The sequence below is a fragment of the Pantoea sp. QMID4 genome (genome assembly GCF_030270445.1).
Classification (GTDB): Bacteria; Pseudomonadota; Gammaproteobacteria; order Enterobacterales; family Enterobacteriaceae; genus Pantoea; species Pantoea vagans.
Map to the genome: position 1 here is coordinate 38,086 of NZ_BSXL01000001.1, position 17,991 is coordinate 56,076.

Consider the following 17,991-nt stretch of genomic DNA (forward strand, 5'->3'; position numbering starts at 1 on the left):
TTACATCATTTGTACGGCGGCAATCGCACACATATCTTCGTAGCCCCCACCAATGCGTAAACCGCGTACCGGACAGGCATTCAGGTAATCAATGCCGACGGCAAGCTTAAGATGTTGATCAGGCATTCGGGTATTGTTGGTGACGTCAAAGCAGTGCCAGCGGTCTTCTACCCAGACTTCGGCCCAGGCATGCGTGGCGACATGGGTAGAGTCTTTGCTGTGCAGGTAACCGCTGACGTAGCGTGCCGGTATATTGAGACTACGACAGCAGCTCAGAAAGACATGCGTATGATCCTGGCAGACGCCGGTACGGGCGGCGAAAGCCTCAGCGGCACTGTCGGTCACCAGAGTAGAACCTGGGGTGTAAGGCATCCTGAGCAGCAGGTCTGCCATCAGGTTTTCCAGGGCGGCCAGAATCGCCTGAGGCTGATGATAGCGCAGGGCAAACGCCTGAATCGCCGTATCAGGCTGGGTCAGCGGACTGTGGCGCAGAAAGACCAGCGGCGACAAATGCCCCTGAGCCTGATCTTCAATGCCGTGTTCAATCTCCACCACGCCATGTGCATGAATGGTGATGGACTCATGCGGCTCATCAAGTGTCAGCACATGCATAATGTTGCCGAAGGCGTCAGTGGTGCAGACCGCCTTCTCCGGCAAGGTCAGTTGCCAGGAAAGTATGCGTTGATGAGGCGATTCCTGAGGCGTCAGACGCAGGTACTGAATACTCCGTTGCACTGCCTGGTCGTAACGATAGTGCGTGTTGTGCTCAATGCTAAGTTTCATTGCGCCTCCAGATACGTGTGATGAATACTTTCGGCGATCTCGTTGACCTGGGTGAGAAAGGCTTCCAGCCAGTTGTTCAGCCCGATTCTGTTCAGGTCTCTCATGGAGCTGAAGCGCAGCTCGGCGTGCAGGATGTGCGCCAGGCGGCGGGGCGGGTTTGCACGGCCCCCAATCAGCTCCAGTTGCTGAACCATATCGTTGATACACGCCAGCAACGAACGCGGCAGCTCGTTGCGCAGGATCATCAGTTCGGCGATAGTCTCCCGGCTCAGGGGCTGCTTATAAATACTATGGTAGGCTTCGCGCGCGCTTACCGCCTGCAGCAGTGTGTCCATACGGTAATATTCGCGCACCGGGTCGTCATCAATGTCCATCAGTCGGTTTTTCACCTCCAGCAGACGGGCAGTGCCATCAGCCCGTTCCAGCAGCGTCCCCAGGCGGATAAAGTGCATCGCATCGCTGCGGAGCAGAGTACCGAACATGGCACCGCGGAACAGATGAGAGCGCTCTTTCACCCAGTCAAAGAAGGCGTCGGCACCGTCTGAGCCGATGCCCTGACGGCGTATCGATTTCATCCCGATCCAGGTGGCATTAATACATTCCCAGACTTCGGATGACAGGCTGCCACGCACCGCGTGCGCGTTGTTCCAGCCCATCTGCAGGCAACTGAAAATGCTGCTGTGATTCCGGTTATCAAGAGCGAAAAAACTGACCAGATTGGGCATCGTCAGTGTCGGGTAGGTCTCAGCATATAGCTCGCTGGTGCTGGTCAGGTTGAGCGGTACCAGCAGATCATGCGTACCCCCGTTGCGGATTGGCATCATCGACAGCTTGTTGGTGACGTCCAGCACCCGGGCGATATTTTCTGCCCGCTCCAGATAGCGGGCCATCCAATAGAGTTCACTGGCTGTGCGGCTCAGCATAGATCATCCTCCAGTACCCAGGTGTCCTTGGTTCCGCCGCCCTGAGATGAATTGACGACCAGCGATCCTTCCGTCAACGCGACGCGTGTAAGCCCGCCAGGCACCAGTCGGATCTCCGCGCCACTGAGCGCAAAGGGCCGGAGATCGATATGACGTGGTGCCAGACCGTCGTTGACAAACGTGGGACAGGTGGATAATGCCAGTGTGTTTTGCGCGATGTAATTCTGCGGACGCGCCAGCAACAGGTCACGGAAGTGGGCGAGCTCAGCTTTGCTCGCGGCGGGGCCAATTAACATGCCGTAACCCCCAGCGCCGTGAACTTCTTTCACCACCATTTTTTCGAGGTTGGCCAGCACATACGACAGCTCATTTTTATGCCTGCACTGCCAGGTTGGGACGTTGTTGAGGATCGGCTCTTCCTGCAGATAAAAGCGCACCATATCCGGTACGTAGGGATAGATAGATTTGTCATCAGCCACACCCGTGCCGATGGCATTGGCCAGGACAACATTGCCATCCCGGTAAACCGATAGCAGTCCTGGTACGCCGAGCATGGAGTCAGGGCGGAACGCCAGCGGATCAAGGAAAGCGTCGTCAACCCGACGATAGATCACATGCACTCTGCATGGCCCGGCCGTCGTGCGCATGAACAGCATGCCATCCTTCACAAACAGATCGGCGCTTTCCACCAGTTCAACACCCATTTGCTGGGCCAGAAAACTGTGTTCGAAGTAAGCGCTGTTAAAGCGGCCTGGTGTTAATACCACCACGGTGGGATCGTTGACGGGTGAGCTTTCGCGCAGCGTTTGCAGCAGATGTGACGGATAGCGTTCTACGGGCGCAATGCGCTGCTGTGCAAACAGTTCCGGATAAAGCCGCATCATCATCTTACGGTTTTCCAGCATATAGGAGACGCCGGAGGGGGTACGCAGGTTATCTTCCAGGACGTAATATTCGCCATCACTGTTGCGCACCATATCCACGCCGATAATGTGTGCATAGATGTTACGGTGGAGATCAACACCCTGCATACAGGGTTGATACTGTTCGTTAGCCAGAACCTGTTCTGCCGGAATGACGCCCGCTTTCAGAATGTGTTGTTCATGGTAGATGTCGTAGAGAAAGGCATTGAGTGCCTGCACACGCTGACGAATGCCGGCATCGAGCATGGCCCACTCGGCGGCCGGGATAATACGTGGCACGCTGTCGAACGGGATCAACCGTTCAGCGCCATTATCGTCATCGTAGACATTGAAAGTAATCCCTACCCGGTGAAACAGGAAGGCGGCTTCTTCCCGCTTGCGCTGTACCGCCTGGTGATCGGCCTGCTGCAGCCAGTGCCAGTAGGCGGCGTAGTGGTCACGGTGTTCACCTTCAGCCAGAAGCATCTCATCAAAAAAGGGTGAAGCGGAGAGATTGATATTCAGCATCGTCACCTCGCAGACGTTAAAGGCTGTCAAATATCCAAGCATAAAGTGTGCCAGCCTCAGAAGAAGCGGAACGGTGCAAAGTCGTGATAGTGCAAGGGTTAAAGCCCTTTTTTGGTGCAGGCGCAGGGCAGCTATGTCTTAATATAGCGCCTGATGTGACGTGGTGAAAAAAATGGTCATGGCTCAGGCGTCTTTAGCTCATGAATGCTGTTGCTCAGACGGTAACGGCAATATGCGGGACTTTATCGATCTGCCAGGCGCGCTCGGGCAGGTGAATCTGGAAAAAGTTATCGCCGCGCAGCAGGATATCTATCTGGTCAGCGGTGGCGCCAAAGCGCCGAAAGCGGGCGATCCGCTAGCCGCCGGTTTAGCGCCGGGCACGCAGACTACTGCGGAGCAGGTGAGTGCCAGCCTGAAGCCGCTACTGGCGCGTAAGACATCAGCACGCTGAAAGTGGTTTAAGCCGGTCGCAGTTTTGGCATCTGGTACCATTCCTCCTGTAACGTGCTGGCCGTGCAGTTCTTCGCCAGGGTGTTTTATCCGCAGAAGTTTGCTGATCCTGAAGCGTAGCAAACGCAATTCTATAAACCGTTCCTTGTCATCGAACCGACCGGTACTTACTGGACCGAGTAAAAGGGATTTTGCCCCGGCTATACGCTGATCCTGGTCGACGGCAAACGCGTGAACTCCCGTAACGCCGTTTTCCGCCATAACGATTTCGATCTGAGCTGAATCCCTGCGGATTCCATCGAACGTATCGAAGTGGTGCATGGGCCGATGTCCTCCTTATACGGCTCCGACGCGCTGGGTGGCGTGGTCAACATCATCATCCGTAAAGTCGGCACGCAATGGCACAGCACGCTGAGCGCCGACACCACCGTTCAGGAACATCGCGATCGCGGCGACAGCGGCAATGGCCACTTTTTTGCCAGCGGCCCGCTGGTCGATGATTTACTGGGCGTGAAAGTTTACGGTGCGCAGGGTAAACGTGAGAAAGATAAGGCCAGTTCTGCCAGCGGCAGCACCGGTCAGCCGCGTATCGAAGGCTACACATCGCGCAACGCCAACGTCGAATGCTCACTGACGCCGGATAAAGATCAGGACATCACTTTTGGTTACGGGATGGACCGCCAGGATTGTGATTTCGACACGCTGGATAAAAACCGTATCGAGCGTGAAAACTACTCGCTGGGCCACAATGGCCGCTGGGAAGTGGCGAACACCGAATTACGTTTCTACGGTGAGAAAATCGAAAATAAAAACGCCCAAACCATCACCTCTAAAAACAATTCCCTCGACGGCAAGGTCATGATCCCGCTGGGCGATTACGCCCAATTCCTGACGTTCGGCGGCGAATACCGCAACGATAAACTGTAAGACGCGGTAAACATGAAAACGGCGGCAGCACGGAGGCAAATCAGTATACGCTGTTTCTGGAAGATGAATGGCGCATCTTCGAAAAGCTGGCGCTTACCGGCGGCGTGCGTATGGATGACTACGAAAACTACGGCGTCAACTGGAGCCCGCGTGCTTATCTGGTCTACAGCGCTACTGTGATACCATCACGATGAAAGGCGGCTGGACATCAGCCTTCAAAGCGTCTTCTCTGCTGCAGTTAAGTCCGGACTGGCGAAGTTCCTCCTGCCGCGACAGCTGTAATGTTGTGGGCAGTAAGAATCTGAAAGCGGAAACCAGCGAAAATGTGGAGTTCGGCCTTTATTACGCCGGTCAGGAAGGTCTGCTTGAAGATGTGACCGCCAGCGCGACGGTGTTCCAGAACGACATCGACGACATGATTACAGTTATCCGCACCGCCAACCGCAATCTGGCGCAGACCTATCAAAACTTTGCCGGATTTGATGCCAGCGGCAACCCGATCTTTCGGTATTACAACGTGAATAAAGCACGGATCCGTGGGCTGGAAACCGAACCTGGTCTACCGGTCACTGACAAGCTGAACCTTAAACTGAATTACACCTATAACGACGCCCGCGACTGGAGTAATGGCGGCAACAAGCTGTTATCCGAACTGCCGTTCCACACCAGTAATGCGACGCTCGACTGGAAACGGCTGAAGGACTGGAGCTTCTATCTTTCCGCGAATTACAAAGGTAAAAACCGCCCCGTGACCAAAGGCAACGCCACGCCTGGCGGATACACCATCTGGAATACCGGGGGGTCTTATAAGGTGAATAAAGCAGTGAAGATCCGCGCAGGGGTTCTGAACCTGACCGATAAAGCTCTCAACCGTGACGACTATAGCTATAACGAAGACGGCAGAAGGTATTTTGCGGCGGTGGATTATAGTTTTTAGCGTTAGCCTTTGGCCGGGACGCTTGAGGTCCCGGCTATCTTCGTGTTGGCTACAGACTTCTCAGGACTTCGCTGAAGGTTCTTGTAACCATCAACCAGCAATTTGGCAGGCTAGCGGAATCTGAATAATAAATATAAGATAATGAAAATAAGATATTTTCTTCACTGCAGGTTTCCTTGGTATACCTAAACGAAATCGTTATTAATGGATTGCGCATTGGTGATGTGAGCGTCTGCGAGGGAGCCATTGAACCCCATCATTATCACGCGCTTTCTGTCTGGAAGAGAGGCTAAAAGTTCAAAGGCACTGTCGTAAGGCCTTTATGGCAGATCGCTTAAGCCAAAGTCCGCTACACCACCTAAGATGTATTTTTTTGTAGCTTCGATTTGAACCCATTCGATGAAAATCATCACTTTAGATTAATTCACTATATGGTTCGTTGCGTTGCGCTGCGGTTGGTTTAGAAGATGAAGGAGAAGCGGGCTAGATCGGATAAGTGTGAATGGAGCTCCAAATCTGCCTCGTCCTGAGGCAGACATTTCAACCGTAGCCCGATTTTGTTGACGTTTCCCTCTTTAGCGCCTGACTCATTTCCATCTCCAGTCGAATAGCAGCGCAGTTAGTCTCAAGATGCTCCACTTTACTTTCAAAGTTTCTGAGACTGCTGTTCTCTAATTCGAGAATCATATATACGATCTCATGTCGACACTCTTCACCAAAATTTTTCAACTTTTTCTCTTCAATCAGCCAGTTAACAAGCAACTCTTTTTTCTCCTCTTCTGGTGTTCGCCGCTTACTGAATTTCAGAAAGCGAACCTGAAGCAGCAGCTGATTATAAAATTGAGCAATACTATCGAGTTGTTTTAGATTCATGGCGCATCCTCTTCTATGAGTTAATAAAATGAGGAACCAGCCTGCTTTCACAGACTGGGGAAAGAGCTTAAAGCGGGGAGGCAGGTGCAGCAGCTTGATCATAGCCACCCCAGACTGACTGATCGAACTCAATCATTGAACCGGTCATCAATCCGGATTCTTCACTGGCCAGGAATGCTACCGTGCGCGCCACTTCTTCCGGTTGAATGAGGCGGCCAAATGGCTGAGACGCCGCTGCTTTCTCCAGCCAGTTATCCTCCGCGCTGTGATATTGCTTCATGATGCGATCTTCGCCTTCCGATGCCATCCAGCCAATGTTGAGGCCATTCACACGAATGCGGTTACGTAGTAAGGCGTAGGCGGTGTTGCGTGTCAGAGTGGCTAGCGCGCCCTTCGAAGAGCAGTACGCGGAGATAAAAGGTTGCCCTGCCAGCGATGACATCGAACAGATATTTACGATGCTGCCCGCAATGTTATCGCGGCGCATCAGCTTGATGGCTTCCTGCATTAAGAAAAACGGGCCACGTACGTTGGTGGCGAAGATGCGGTCAAAGAGTTCGGGGTCGGTATCTAAAATGGTACCGCGATCGCTCATGCCGCCAGCGTTAACCAAAATATCGACGCGGCCATGCAGTTTATCTGCGGTGGCGATGACGTTACGACAGTCTTCTACGTTAGATAAATCCGCGCGCACGAAATCCACTTTGGTTTCACTTTCTCCGCTTAAACGCTCGGCAACCTTTATACCTTTCTCCTGATTGCGCCCACAAATCACAACCGCGCTAGCGCCCAGCTGCGTAAACTGGCGCGCAATCGCTGCACCCACGCCTTGAGTACCACCGGTAACTACGGCCACTTTACCTGTTAACTGGCTCATCATATTGCTCCTGAAATGACTGAATAACCGGCTGCGTCGAGCGCAGAACGAAGTGTTTTATAACCAATACGCGCGTATTCCAGCGGTGGTGCTTTCGCCGGATCTTGCTCTGCTTCCACCACAAACCAGCCCTGATAGCCGATTTGCGCCAACTTATTAACAATGGTGCTGAAATCGATCATGCCATCACCTGGGACGGTATAAACCCCTTGCAGCACCGCATCAAGGAAGGAATTGCTATTTCGGTCTACGGCGCGCAGGACCTCTTCGCGCACGTCTTTGGTATGCACGTGAATGATGCGATCACCATGTTTTTCCAGAATACGCAGCGGATCTACGCCTGCAAAAACCAGGTGACCGGCGTCAAACAGTAGCCCAACCTCTGGCGTGGTGACGGCCATCAAGCGGTCAATATCATGTTCATCCTCAATGGCGGTTCCCATGTGATGATGGAAAGCCAGAGGCACGCCGTAATCATGGCAAAACGCAGCAAACTGGATCAATTTTTCACCGTACTCGTGCATCTGCTCATCATTAAGACGACGACGCTGCGCCAACGGCACATGCTGCTGATTTTGGATGGTGCCAGCCGTTTCGCCATATACCAGGCAAGCCGCGCCGCACTCACGAAACAGCTGCATTTGCGGCAGGGATTTTTTGATCTCCTCCTCCACGCTGTTGTCCAGCAAGGTGCCGGAGTACCAGCCTGATACCAAATCCAGCTGAAACTCTTGCAGAAGCGGCTTTAGCGCGTCAGCGGTTTTGGGAAACTTACCGCCGGTTTCAACGCCCTGAAATCCCGCCTGACGACTTTCAGACAAGCAGGTAGTGAGCGGCGTATCCCCACCTAACTGTGGTAAGTCATCGTTCGACCAGGCAATGGGCGCGATGCCCAGTTTTGCTTTTAACATCATGAACTCCCTGATTAAATGCCGACGCGCTGCGCCAGGCGACCTTTAACGTGCTCTTCACGTGCCTGGTTAACGCTGTCACGTGCGCTGACTTCCGGTACGCCGACATCCCACCAGGCATCCCCTGGCGTCCAGTCAAACGGATGAGTATCGATGGAGATGACCGTGGTGCGATCGTTACCTTTGGCCCAGCCGATCGCTTCCTCAAGCTCATCCAGCGAGGAGACCTTGCGCGCCAGCGCCCCCATAGATTGCGCATGAGCCACGAAATCGACGTGAAACGGCTCCTGTACCCGACAATCTTTCAGCAGATTATTGAATGAGGCGCCGCCCTTGGCATTTTGCAGACGGTTGATCACCGCATAACCACCGTTATCGCATACCAGCAAAATGAATTTATGACCCGAAAGGACGCTGGAGTAGATATCGGAATTCATCATCATGTAGGTGCCGTCACCAATCATCACGAACACGTCGCGATCCTGCTCAGCCATCGCCACGCCCCAGCCAGCGGAGAGTTCATAGCCCATGCAGGAGAAGCCAAATTCGCAATCAAACGTGCCCGGATTCTTCACCCTCCAGCCCTTGACCAGTTCACCGGGCAGTCCGCCTGCCGCGCTGATGATGTAATCTTCTGCCGCCGCCGCCGCATTCACTACGCCAATCACCTGCGCGTAAGTGGGATCACCATCTGATACTGTGCGTTCCTGCCGTGCCGCAATCAGCTCGTTCCATTTGGCAAACGCCCGGCGACCTTTTTCCAGCCAGCTATCTGCTGCTTTCCAGCTGCCGAGCGCCATGTGCAGTTCGCTAACGCCTTCACGGGCATCACACTCAAGCGGGATGGCCAGATGCTTGTGCGCATCAAAGCGCGCTGCGTTGAGCGCAATAAATTGTGCTTTATGATCGAATACCGTCCATGAACCGGTGACGAAATCCATCAAGCGCGTGCCCACCGCAATCACCACATCCGCCTCGGCGGCCAGCGCATTGGCCGAAGTTGAACCGAGAATGCCAATCGGCCCACAATGAATGGGGTCATCGTGGGTAAACGCGCCCTTTCCGGCGATGGTTTCCACTACCGGGATGCCATGCGCCAGTGCAAACTGCGCCAGTTCTGCTTCAGCCTGCGAATAGCGCACGCCGCCACCGGAAATAATCAGCGGACGTTTAGCCTGTTTTAGGCGCTCAGCAGCGCGAGCCAGCAGTTGGCGATCGGGACGTGGACGCGGCATCAGATGCAAACGCGGGGCAAAGAAATCTTCAGGGTAATCCCACGCCATCTCCTGCACGTCCTGGCATACGCCAATAAACGCTGGGCCACAGTCGCCAGGATCGAGCAGGGTTGCCACAGCCTGTGGCAGAGAGGAGAGGATCTGTTCAGGATAGGTAATCCGATCCCAGTAGCGCGATACCGCTTTGAAGGCATCATTCACGGTTTGGGTCGGATCGTTGAAATGCTCGACCTGCTGCATTACCGGATCGGGATGACGACGTGCAAAGCTGTCACCACAGATCATTAAAAGCGGCAGACGGCTGGTATGCGCTACGCCCGCAGCGGTAAGCAGATTGGTAGTGCCAGGACCAATTGAGGCGGTGACAACCATAATTTGACGTCGCACCATCGCCTTGGCAAATCCCACGGCCGCAAAGGCCATCGACTGCTCATTCTGCCCGCGCCAGGTGGGTAATACATCCTGCACCGCCTCCAGCGCCTCGCCCAGGCAGGTGACATTGCCGTGGCCAAATATGCCATACACGCCCGGAAACAGCGGCACGCGTTTGCTATCTACCTCGGTAAACTGATTGCTCAGATAGCGAACTATCGCCTGAGCCGTCGTGCAACGAATCGTAGCCATATCCATACTCACTTTTCAAAGATGCTGCTGTGCAGCGTGGTGTTTTATTTCACAACTTAAATTGCTAAAAAAAAACAACAGCAATATAAGTTGCAATTTCAGGCGACAAAACTCCCACTCTGCAGCGAGAGGGAGCCCGTTAGTTCAATTAGGCGCGGTTGCGTTTGCGCGGTGATTCAGTGCGCTTCTCACGTTCAGTAATGGTTTCGATGCGCGGCTGCGCCACTTCCGGCTGCAATACTGCTGCCAGCGCCATGGCGATGCTTTGCGCCAGACAAACCGGCGCGGCCAGCGATCGCGAAAAGCTGTACTCCTCCTCCGGAATGTTGAACAGCACGCTGGCGCTTTTGGCTAAAGGTGATAGCGGCCCATCGGTAATGGCGATCACCGGAATGGTGCGTGCGCTGGCATGGTCGGCAATGGCGATCACTTCTTTGGCATAATGGCGAAACGCGATGGCGATAAGTACGTCACTTTCACGCATATTGTTGGCCATTTCCGGCGCCAGGCCGCCAGCGGAATCCAGCAGGATCACCCGGCGATTCAACATGGTGAGCAGGTAGCGCAGCAATAACGCAATCGGCTCGGAGCGCAACTGACCGGCGATGTAGATAGTCTCCGCCTCCTTCAGATATGCCGCAGTCGCATCAAGATCGCTTTCCGCAACGTTGCTCAGCAGCTCCTGCAGTGTAGCGATGTCCCGTATCACCAGGCTTTGCAGAAAGCCGAGGCTGCCTTTCTGCTCATTCTTACGCAGATCATTCTCAAGCGCGGTGATGCGTTCATTGTAACCCGGTGCCGCAGTGGCGAGTCGAGTCTGAAATACGCTCTGCATCTGTTTAAAACCGCTATAGCCAAACACCTGCGCAAAGCGCACCAGCACCGAGGGATGCAGTCCGCATTTGGCGGCTACAGCGTTAATCGATTCCAGCGCCACCGTGTTCGGATTTTGCGTCACATAGCGTGCCGCCTGCTGATGCCGTACCGACAGCTGCGCATAGCGTTTAGTAATCTCATCCACAATTTGTTCGTAATTTTCATGCGGCAGCGTGGTTTGCATCTTCTCAATCTTGCTCATGCATTAATCCTTTTCGGCGAACAGCCCATCTCGCCAGCACGCTACCGCAATAAAAATTGCAAGTAAAACTTTAATGCAATTAGTTCTAACTCATTCGCTCTCAACAGGGAAAAGCTCTGCGTGATATTTGTGATTTGGTTCGAAAAATTCACTTTTAGTCTGAATGAAACACCTTTTACAATGAAATTTAAATTAATTTACTTTTTGATTTTTATAGATATTTTAAAGAAAACCCTCATTTTCACCTCATGCCTGCCATTACATTGCAATTTTTATTGCCGTGATCCTAACATTGCAACTATCAATGCTGTCGGGGGATTCGCACTCCAGGTCCTCCCTCTCAGCTGACCGTTTCAGGCAGTCGCTTTTAGCCTGAAACCGCTACCGGAGGAACGGATCAACATGTATCAAAACTTTGGACAGTTTATTAATGGCGAATGGCGTCAGGGCAGCGGTGCAGAACCGGTGATCGTTACCGATCCCGGTAACGGGCAAACGCTGGGTGAAATTGCAGCCGCCTCTGCCACCGACACCCAATCTGCTCTGGCAAGCGCCGAAGCGGCACTGGTCGAATGGCGAACCAGCGCTGGCTGGGCACGGGCCGATTTGCTGCAAGCGGTGGCAAAAGAGATGACTGTGTTAGCGAAAGAGGCCGCACAGATCATTTCGAAGGAGAGTGGTAAACCGCTGGCGCAGGCCAGGCGCGAATGGGAATTATCGACTGACCAATTTATCTGGTACGCCGAAGAGGCGCGTCGCATCTATGGTCGCATTGTAGAAAGCCGGGTGCCAGGCGGACGTTGTGAAGTATCGCACGAACCGGTAGGCGTGGTGGCGGCATTTACCGCGTGGAATTTCCCGGTGGTGCTGGTGGCACGCAAGCTTGCACCCGCACTCGCGGCTGGCTGCACGGTGGTGTTACGTCCATCCAGTGAAGTCCCCGGCTCCGCCATGATGATATTTGAGTGCCTGCGTAAAGCGGGCGTGCCGGCTGGTGTGGCGAATCTGGTCGTCGGGCCAACTGCCACCACCTATGAACCGCTGATTGCTTCATCGGTGGTGAAGAAAGTCTCGCTGACCGGCTCAACGCAGCTTGGTCAGCAGATGATTCGGGATTCAGCGGCCACGATTAAACGCCTTAGCATGGAGTTAGGCGGCAACGCGCCGGTCATCGTCTATGACGATGCCGATCTGGAAAAAGCGCTCGACCTTTCTGTGGCAACCAAATTTGCCAACTGTGGTCAGGTTTGTGTCACCTGCGATCGCTTTTATGTGCATCAAAGCCTCTACCACGACTTTGTGCAAGGATTTGCCGAGCGCGCGAAAAAACTGAAAGTCGGTTACGGGCTGGATGAAGGCACGCAAATGGGCCCGCTGATCAATCCTCGTCGTCTCAAAGCTATCGAGGCGATTGTGGCAGATGCGCGAGATAAAGGAGCGCGGATCGTGACCGGCGGCGAACGTATCGAATTAAATGGTGGGTACTTCTTTGCTCCAACCGTCATTGCCGACGTCCCCGATGATGCGCTGGCGATCGCCGAAGAAAATTTTGGTCCGATCGCCGCCATCACCTCATTTCGCGATAGCGAGGATCTGTGGCGACGCGTTAATAACTCTGACTTTGCCCTCTCCGCTTACGCCTTTACCCGTGATCCGGCCCGTATTCGTGAAACCGTTGCGCGCCTCGAATCCGGTATGGTCGGTATTAACAGCTATGCGCTGGCCGCTGCCGAAGTGCCGTTTGGCGGCGTTAAAGCCAGCGGCATGGGTCGTGAAGGCGGAAGTGAGGGTCTCCACGACTACATGAACGTCAAACTGACGCAAATCGTGCTGTAAGGAACTGATTGATGAAGCTGAATAATATCAAAGCACGCTGGAATGAAGGGCAAACGGTGCTCAATGGCTGGCTGAGTATCGCTAACACCTTTACCGCCGAGATTATGGCGCAGCAAGGATACGACGCGCTAACCATCGATTTGCAGCACGGTTTTGTCGGCTATGAGCAGGCCACGCATATGCTGCAGGCGATGCGCGCCAGCGGTGTCGCCCCGATGGTGCGTGTGCCCTGGCTGGAACCCGGCATTATCATGAAGTCACTTGATGCCGGTGCGTGGGGCATTATCTGTCCGATGATCAGTACCGCAGAGCAAGCGCAGGCACTGGTCTCCTGCGTGCGTTATCCACCCCACGGCAGCCGCAGTTTTGGCCCAACCCGCGTGACATTTTCCGCCGGGCAGGATTACGGCCAGCATGCCGACGATCACGTGGTGTGCCTGGCGATGATCGAAACCGCTGAAGCCTTTGACAATATCGAAGCGATTGTCGCTACCCCCGGTCTGGACGGTGTCTATATTGGGCCAGCCGATCTGACACTAGGACTCACCGGCAGAAAATATCGCACTGGTTTTGATCGCACTGAACCTGAAATTGTCGATGCGATTAAACATATTCTCGCCACTGCACATCGTGCCGGAAAAAAGGCGGGGCTGCACAATGGTTCTGCCACTTATGCGGCCAACGCGGCGCAATGGGGTTTCGATTTAGTCACGCTTTCTAACGACGTCCAGCTGTTGCGTGGCGCAGCAGCCAGCAGCGTGCAGCAATTCCGCGAACTCGACGGTGATGGGCAGGCAACACAATCAACCCTGGCGGGAGGTTACTAAGATGCCAAACATTCTGGTTGCCGGAAAAATTCATCCGGCCGGGCTCGATATCCTGCATAACGTATCCGGATTCAAAGTGCAGTTGGTACAAGAAGTCAGTGTGGCGAGTTATGCGCCCTTTATTGCCGAAGCGGATGCGCTATTAATCCGTACGCAGCCGCTCACGGCAAAAGAGATCTTTGCTGGAAAAAATCTGCGCATGGTGTCACGTCACGGCGTGGGTTATGACTCGGTTGACGTTGCCGCCCTCACCGAACGCAACATTCCGCTGTCCATTGTCGGCAATGTGAATTCGCTTTCAGTGGCGGAACACACGCTTTCCATGCTGCTGGCTCTGGCAAAACGCATCTGCTATTTCGATAGCAGCATTCGTGAGGGTGAATGGAATCGTCGCAACAGTTTTTCCGCCGTAGAAGTGGCTGGCAGAACCTTATTCATTCTCGGTTTTGGTCGCATCGGCCGTGAAGTGGCGCGCCTGGCGCAAAGCTTTCGCATGAACGTTATCGCTTATGATCCTTTCCTGCCCGATAACAGTTTTGTAGAAAGCGGCGTAACACGCGTTGCAGAAATCAATGAAGGCCTGCAACAGGCCGATGCGGTCACTATCCATCTGCCTTTGAGCGGTGATAAAGCGGTGATTGGTGCGGACGAACTGGCGCTAATGAAAAGCCACGCCATTTTAATCAATACAGCACGCGGCGGTATTGTCGATGAAGAGGCGCTGGCAACTGCATTGCAAAATGATGCGTTGGGTGGCGTGGGTCTTGATGTATTACAGCAGGAGCCGCCCGCGCTAAATACCGCACTGTTGGCCCAGCGCGACAAATTAATTCTCAGCCCCCATTCTGCAGGGCTGACTGAAGAGGCGGCGATGCGCATGTCGATCTCCGCCGCCACCAATATCGTCAACTTTTTCGCTGGTCAGCTCGATACGGATCTGGTGGTCAATAAGCAGGTTCTGGCGCTTAACGACCTGATGAGCCAATTGCCCTGATAACGATAAACCTCTCGACCCGGAGAACATCATGCTGAAAATTGCCATCCTCGGCGCTGGCCGTATTGGCCAGGTTCATGCAGCCAACGTGGCGCGCCATAAAGACGCTCAACTGGTTATGGTTGCCGATCCCTTTATTGAAAATGCCCAAGCGTTAACTGATCTGTGGGGCGGTCGCGCGGTGCGAGATCCCCTTGAAGCGATTAACGATCCTGCTGTAGATGCCGTGGTGATCGGTACACCGACCGATACCCACGTTGAGCTAATGCTGGCCGCTGCCAACGCGGGCAAAGCCGTGCTGTGCGAAAAGCCGGTCGACCTTGATATCCACAAAGCACTGGCGGCCGAAAAAGCGCTGGGCGAGAAGGCCAGCAGAGTGATGCTCGGTTTTAACCGCCGCTTCGATCCCGGCTTTAACGAAATTCATCAGCGTATTGCTCAGGGAGAGATTGGCGATCTGCACCAGGTTGTGATCACCAGCCGCGATCCTGGTTTGGCACCGCTAAACTATCTCAAGCATTCCGGGGGTATTTTCCGCGATATGGTGATCCATGATTTTGACCTCGCGCGCTGGATTTTGGGTGAGGAACCCGTTGAGGTATTTGCCACCGGCAGCCGCCTGTTTGAACCTTCGCTGGAAGCGTTAGGGGATTACGACACGGTAATGGTGCAGCTGCGTACCGCCTCCGGTAAACAATGTCAGATCAACTGCAGCCGCCAGGCGGTATATGGCTACGATCAGCGTCTGGAAGCATTTGGCTCTGGCGGCATGATGATCAATGACAACCATCGTGAAACCACGGTGCGCCATTTTGGCGCCCAGCACACCGAAGTGCGTGGACCGTTGCTGGACTTCTTTATGCAACGCTATACCGATGCGTATCGGCTGGAAATCGACGCTTTCATTCAGGCGATCGGCAATGGTAGCGCGCTGCCTGTCACTATTCATGATGGCTGTCAGGCGCTGCGACTCGCCGATGCCGCGCAACTGTCAGCGGATACCCAGGCCGTGGTGAAATTGAATTAAGGATAATGTGATGCGCAAATTAGGTATTGGTCTTATCGGCACCGGCTTTATGGGCAAATCTCACGCCATGGCCTGGCGCGCGGCAGCCAACTTCAGTGGCGAGGTGCAGCCGGTGTTGGTGTGCGTGGCAGATATTGACGGTGAAGCCGCCCGCCGTGCCCAGCATCAGTATGGCTTTCAGCGTTCAACCACTGACTGGCAGGCGCTGATAGAAGATCCAGAGATCGATGTCATCTCTATCACCTCGCCCAATCGCTTTCACGCCGAGCAGTCGCTGGCGGCGATAGCCGCAGGCAAACATGTCCACTGCGAGAAGCCGTTGGCGCCTGATAGCCAAACCGCACAGCGCATGATGGCAGCCGCTCAGGCAGCGGGCGTGGTCACCCAGGTCGGCTTTAACTATGTTAAAAATCCACTGCTGAAGCTGGCACAAAAGATGATAGCGGAAGGGGAACTGGGCGAGATTACTGGTTTTCGCGGCATTCACGCCGAAGATTTTATGGCCAATCCAGATATTGCCTGGTCATGGCGGCTGGATCCCTCTGGCGGTGCCGGTGCCGTAGCCGATCTCGGCAGCCATATTCTTGGTATGGCGCGCTTTCTGCTTGGTCCCATTTCGTCACTTTTTGCCGATTTGGAAACCGTGATTAAAACGCGCCCGGAAAGCGCAGGTGCATCAAATACCAAATCCGTCGAAGTGGATGATATCGCCCGTCTGACGGTGAAGTTTGCGCGCGGTTGCAGCGGGTATATTGAAGCTAACTGGGTAGCTTCCGGCCATAAAATGCAGCTGGGCTTTGAAATCACCGGGTCAAAAGGCGCACTGATTTTTAATCAGGAGCGTTTCAACGAATTGCAATATTTTCAACTCGGTCAAAACCAGGCAACCAGTGGTTTCAAAACGCTTGTGGCGGGACCCGAGCATTATCCTTATGGCCTGTTCTGTCCTGCTCCGGGACATCAGCTTGGATTCAACGATCTTAAGACCATTGAAATGCTGGAGTTTATTCAGTCAATCAATGAGAAGAAATCAATCGGACCCGATTTTAGCGAAGCCTATGAAATTCAGAAGCTGGTCGATGCTGCCGTCGCCTCTTCGCGTGAAAGGAGTTGGATTACGATTTAAATTAATCGATGTCTGGCAAGGAGGCCCATTAAATATTTCCGTCAAGCCTACGCCAGAACAGGCACTAAATTGAAAGCATTGTAATAACCCTACGTAAATGAAGTTAATAATAAAATACCCGAGATCAGACTCTCTCTGAGACTAATAATTAACGTGGAAGACCATTATGAAAAAAATCATCTTACTCTGTCTTACCTTACTTTCGCTCAGTCCTGCTGTTTATGCCGTACAGGTTGGCGTCAGTATCGCCCAAATGGATGATGTGTTTCTCTCTCGTCTGAGAGGCTATATTATCGAGCAGGCGAAAACCCATCCAGATATGAAAATTCAGTTTGAGGACGCTCAGGGTGCGGTAGATAAGCAACTGAGCCAGGTGCAAAGTTTTATTAACGGTAAGGTCGACGTTATTATCGTTAACCCAGTTGATACCCAGGGAACCAAAAATATGGCTGAAGCGGCACGCGCCGCTAAAGTACCACTCATTTTCCTCAACCGTATGCCTTCAGACGCGAAAATGGGTGATGGCGTGAGCTACATCGGCAGCGATGAGATTGAAGCCGGCCGTTTACAGATGCAATATCTGGCAGATCTCGTGAAGGATCGTAAAAGCGTCAACGTCGCCATCATGAAAGGGTTATTAAGCAATGATGCTACCCGTTTCAGAACTCAGGGAGCAAAAGAAATCATAGCCAAACATCCTAATATGCATGTGATTGTAGAAGATACCGCGAAATGGATGCGCGAAGATGGCATGAATCTGATGAATAACTGGATTTTATCTGGGGACAAAATTGATATTCTTTCCGCTAACGCAGATGAAATGGCTATCGGTGCCGCAATGGCTATTAAAAGTAATGGCATTAAAATTGGTAAAGATATTTTAGTCGGCGGTACCGATGGTGGACCGAATGGATTGCAGGCGATCAAAACCGGCTTACTTACCGTTACCGTATTCCAGGATGCAAAATCACAAGCTTATGGCGCGGTGGATATGGCCGAAAAAGCTGCCAAAGGTGAAAAGGTTCAGGATATTAACTTTATTCCGTTCCAATTAGTTACGCCGCAAAATTACCAGAAGTTCATGACAAATTAACCTTTGTTTCCTTCTGTGTCTGTTGTTGGCACCTGTGAAG

15 protein-coding genes and 1 pseudogene are annotated in these 17,991 nt (G+C 53.3%); 8 read left to right on the forward strand and 8 right to left on the reverse strand.

Annotated elements, in window-relative coordinates; all coding sequences use genetic code 11:
* From QSK07_RS00190 to QSK07_RS00200, 3 genes are read right to left on the reverse strand one after another with little or no spacing between them, the layout of a single operon-like run.
* Positions 1-783 (reverse strand): transglutaminase family protein, encoded by a 783-nt coding sequence (locus QSK07_RS00190; protein ID WP_285720136.1) that lies wholly within the window; start codon positions 781-783, stop codon positions 1-3.
* Entirely contained in the window at positions 780-1,706 is a 927-nt protein-coding gene (locus QSK07_RS00195; protein ID WP_285720137.1) for an alpha-E domain-containing protein, read from the reverse strand. The genes QSK07_RS00190 and QSK07_RS00195 overlap by 4 nt, the downstream gene beginning before the upstream one ends.
* Positions 1,700-3,136: a circularly permuted type 2 ATP-grasp protein gene (locus tag QSK07_RS00200; protein WP_285720587.1), complete on the reverse strand. Its 1,437-nt coding sequence runs from the start codon at positions 3,134-3,136 to the stop codon at positions 1,700-1,702. The genes QSK07_RS00195 and QSK07_RS00200 overlap by 7 nt, the downstream gene beginning before the upstream one ends.
* A gap of 232 nt (positions 3,137-3,368) precedes the next feature.
* Between QSK07_RS00200 and QSK07_RS00205 the strand changes: the two genes are divergently transcribed.
* Both QSK07_RS00205 and cirA read left to right on the forward strand, forming a co-directional pair.
* Positions 3,369-3,587, forward strand: coding sequence for a hypothetical protein (locus QSK07_RS00205; RefSeq protein ID WP_285720138.1), 219 nt, complete (start codon positions 3,369-3,371; stop codon positions 3,585-3,587).
* 182 nt (positions 3,588-3,769) lie between these two features.
* Positions 3,770-5,450: pseudogene (gene cirA / locus QSK07_RS00210) on the forward strand (catecholate siderophore receptor CirA); the annotation flags it as partial.
* Positions 5,451-5,990: 540 nt separating this feature from the next.
* Here the strand turns inward: cirA and QSK07_RS00215 are convergent.
* The 5 genes from QSK07_RS00215 to QSK07_RS00235 all read right to left on the reverse strand — a co-directional run bounded on the left by QSK07_RS00215 (position 5,991) and on the right by QSK07_RS00235 (position 11,048).
* Positions 5,991-6,425 carry a hypothetical protein gene (locus tag QSK07_RS00215; protein ID WP_285720139.1) on the reverse strand — a complete coding sequence of 145 codons (435 nt, stop codon included), beginning with the start codon at positions 6,423-6,425 and terminating at the stop codon, positions 5,991-5,993.
* Positions 6,391-7,200 carry an SDR family oxidoreductase gene (locus QSK07_RS00220; RefSeq protein WP_285720140.1) on the reverse strand — a complete coding sequence of 270 codons (810 nt, stop codon included), beginning with the start codon at positions 7,198-7,200 and terminating at the stop codon, positions 6,391-6,393. Before QSK07_RS00220 ends, QSK07_RS00215 begins: the two co-directional genes overlap by 35 nt.
* Positions 7,200-8,111 carry a myo-inosose-2 dehydratase gene (gene iolE / locus QSK07_RS00225; RefSeq protein WP_285720588.1) on the reverse strand — a complete coding sequence of 304 codons (912 nt, stop codon included), beginning with the start codon at positions 8,109-8,111 and terminating at the stop codon, positions 7,200-7,202. The genes QSK07_RS00220 and iolE overlap by 1 nt, the downstream gene beginning before the upstream one ends.
* Positions 8,112-8,125: 14 nt before the next feature.
* Positions 8,126-9,970, reverse strand: a complete 1,845-nt coding sequence (gene iolD / locus QSK07_RS00230) for a 3D-(3,5/4)-trihydroxycyclohexane-1,2-dione acylhydrolase (decyclizing) (protein WP_285720141.1) — start codon at positions 9,968-9,970, stop codon at positions 8,126-8,128.
* A 148-nt stretch (positions 9,971-10,118) separates the two neighbouring features.
* The gene (locus QSK07_RS00235) at positions 10,119-11,048 is read right to left on the reverse strand and encodes a MurR/RpiR family transcriptional regulator (RefSeq protein ID WP_285720142.1); all 930 of its coding nucleotides are present in this window, start codon (positions 11,046-11,048) and stop codon (positions 10,119-10,121) included.
* Positions 11,049-11,450: 402 nt separating this feature from the next.
* Here QSK07_RS00235 and QSK07_RS00240 point away from each other — a divergent pair, with 402 nt between their 5' ends.
* The 6 genes from QSK07_RS00240 (at position 11,451) to QSK07_RS00265 (ending at position 17,951) form a co-directional block, all read left to right on the forward strand.
* Positions 11,451-12,884 (forward strand): NAD-dependent succinate-semialdehyde dehydrogenase, encoded by a 1,434-nt coding sequence (locus tag QSK07_RS00240; RefSeq protein ID WP_285720143.1) that lies wholly within the window; start codon positions 11,451-11,453, stop codon positions 12,882-12,884.
* Positions 12,885-12,895: 11 nt separating this feature from the next.
* Positions 12,896-13,711: an HpcH/HpaI aldolase family protein gene (locus QSK07_RS00245; protein WP_285720144.1), complete on the forward strand. Its 816-nt coding sequence runs from the start codon at positions 12,896-12,898 to the stop codon at positions 13,709-13,711.
* A 1-nt stretch (position 13,712) separates the two neighbouring features.
* Positions 13,713-14,705, forward strand: coding sequence for a hydroxyacid dehydrogenase (locus tag QSK07_RS00250; protein ID WP_285720145.1), 993 nt, complete (start codon positions 13,713-13,715; stop codon positions 14,703-14,705).
* 31 nt (positions 14,706-14,736) lie between these two features.
* Positions 14,737-15,732: an inositol 2-dehydrogenase gene (iolG, locus tag QSK07_RS00255; protein WP_285720146.1), complete on the forward strand. Its 996-nt coding sequence runs from the start codon at positions 14,737-14,739 to the stop codon at positions 15,730-15,732.
* A gap of 10 nt (positions 15,733-15,742) precedes the next feature.
* Complete coding sequence (locus QSK07_RS00260) at positions 15,743-16,858, forward strand: Gfo/Idh/MocA family protein (RefSeq protein WP_285720147.1); 1,116 nt, start codon at positions 15,743-15,745, stop codon at positions 16,856-16,858.
* 166 nt (positions 16,859-17,024) lie between these two features.
* Entirely contained in the window at positions 17,025-17,951 is a 927-nt protein-coding gene (locus tag QSK07_RS00265; RefSeq protein ID WP_285720148.1) for a substrate-binding domain-containing protein, read from the forward strand.
* The last annotated feature ends 40 nt before the right edge of the window (positions 17,952-17,991 follow it).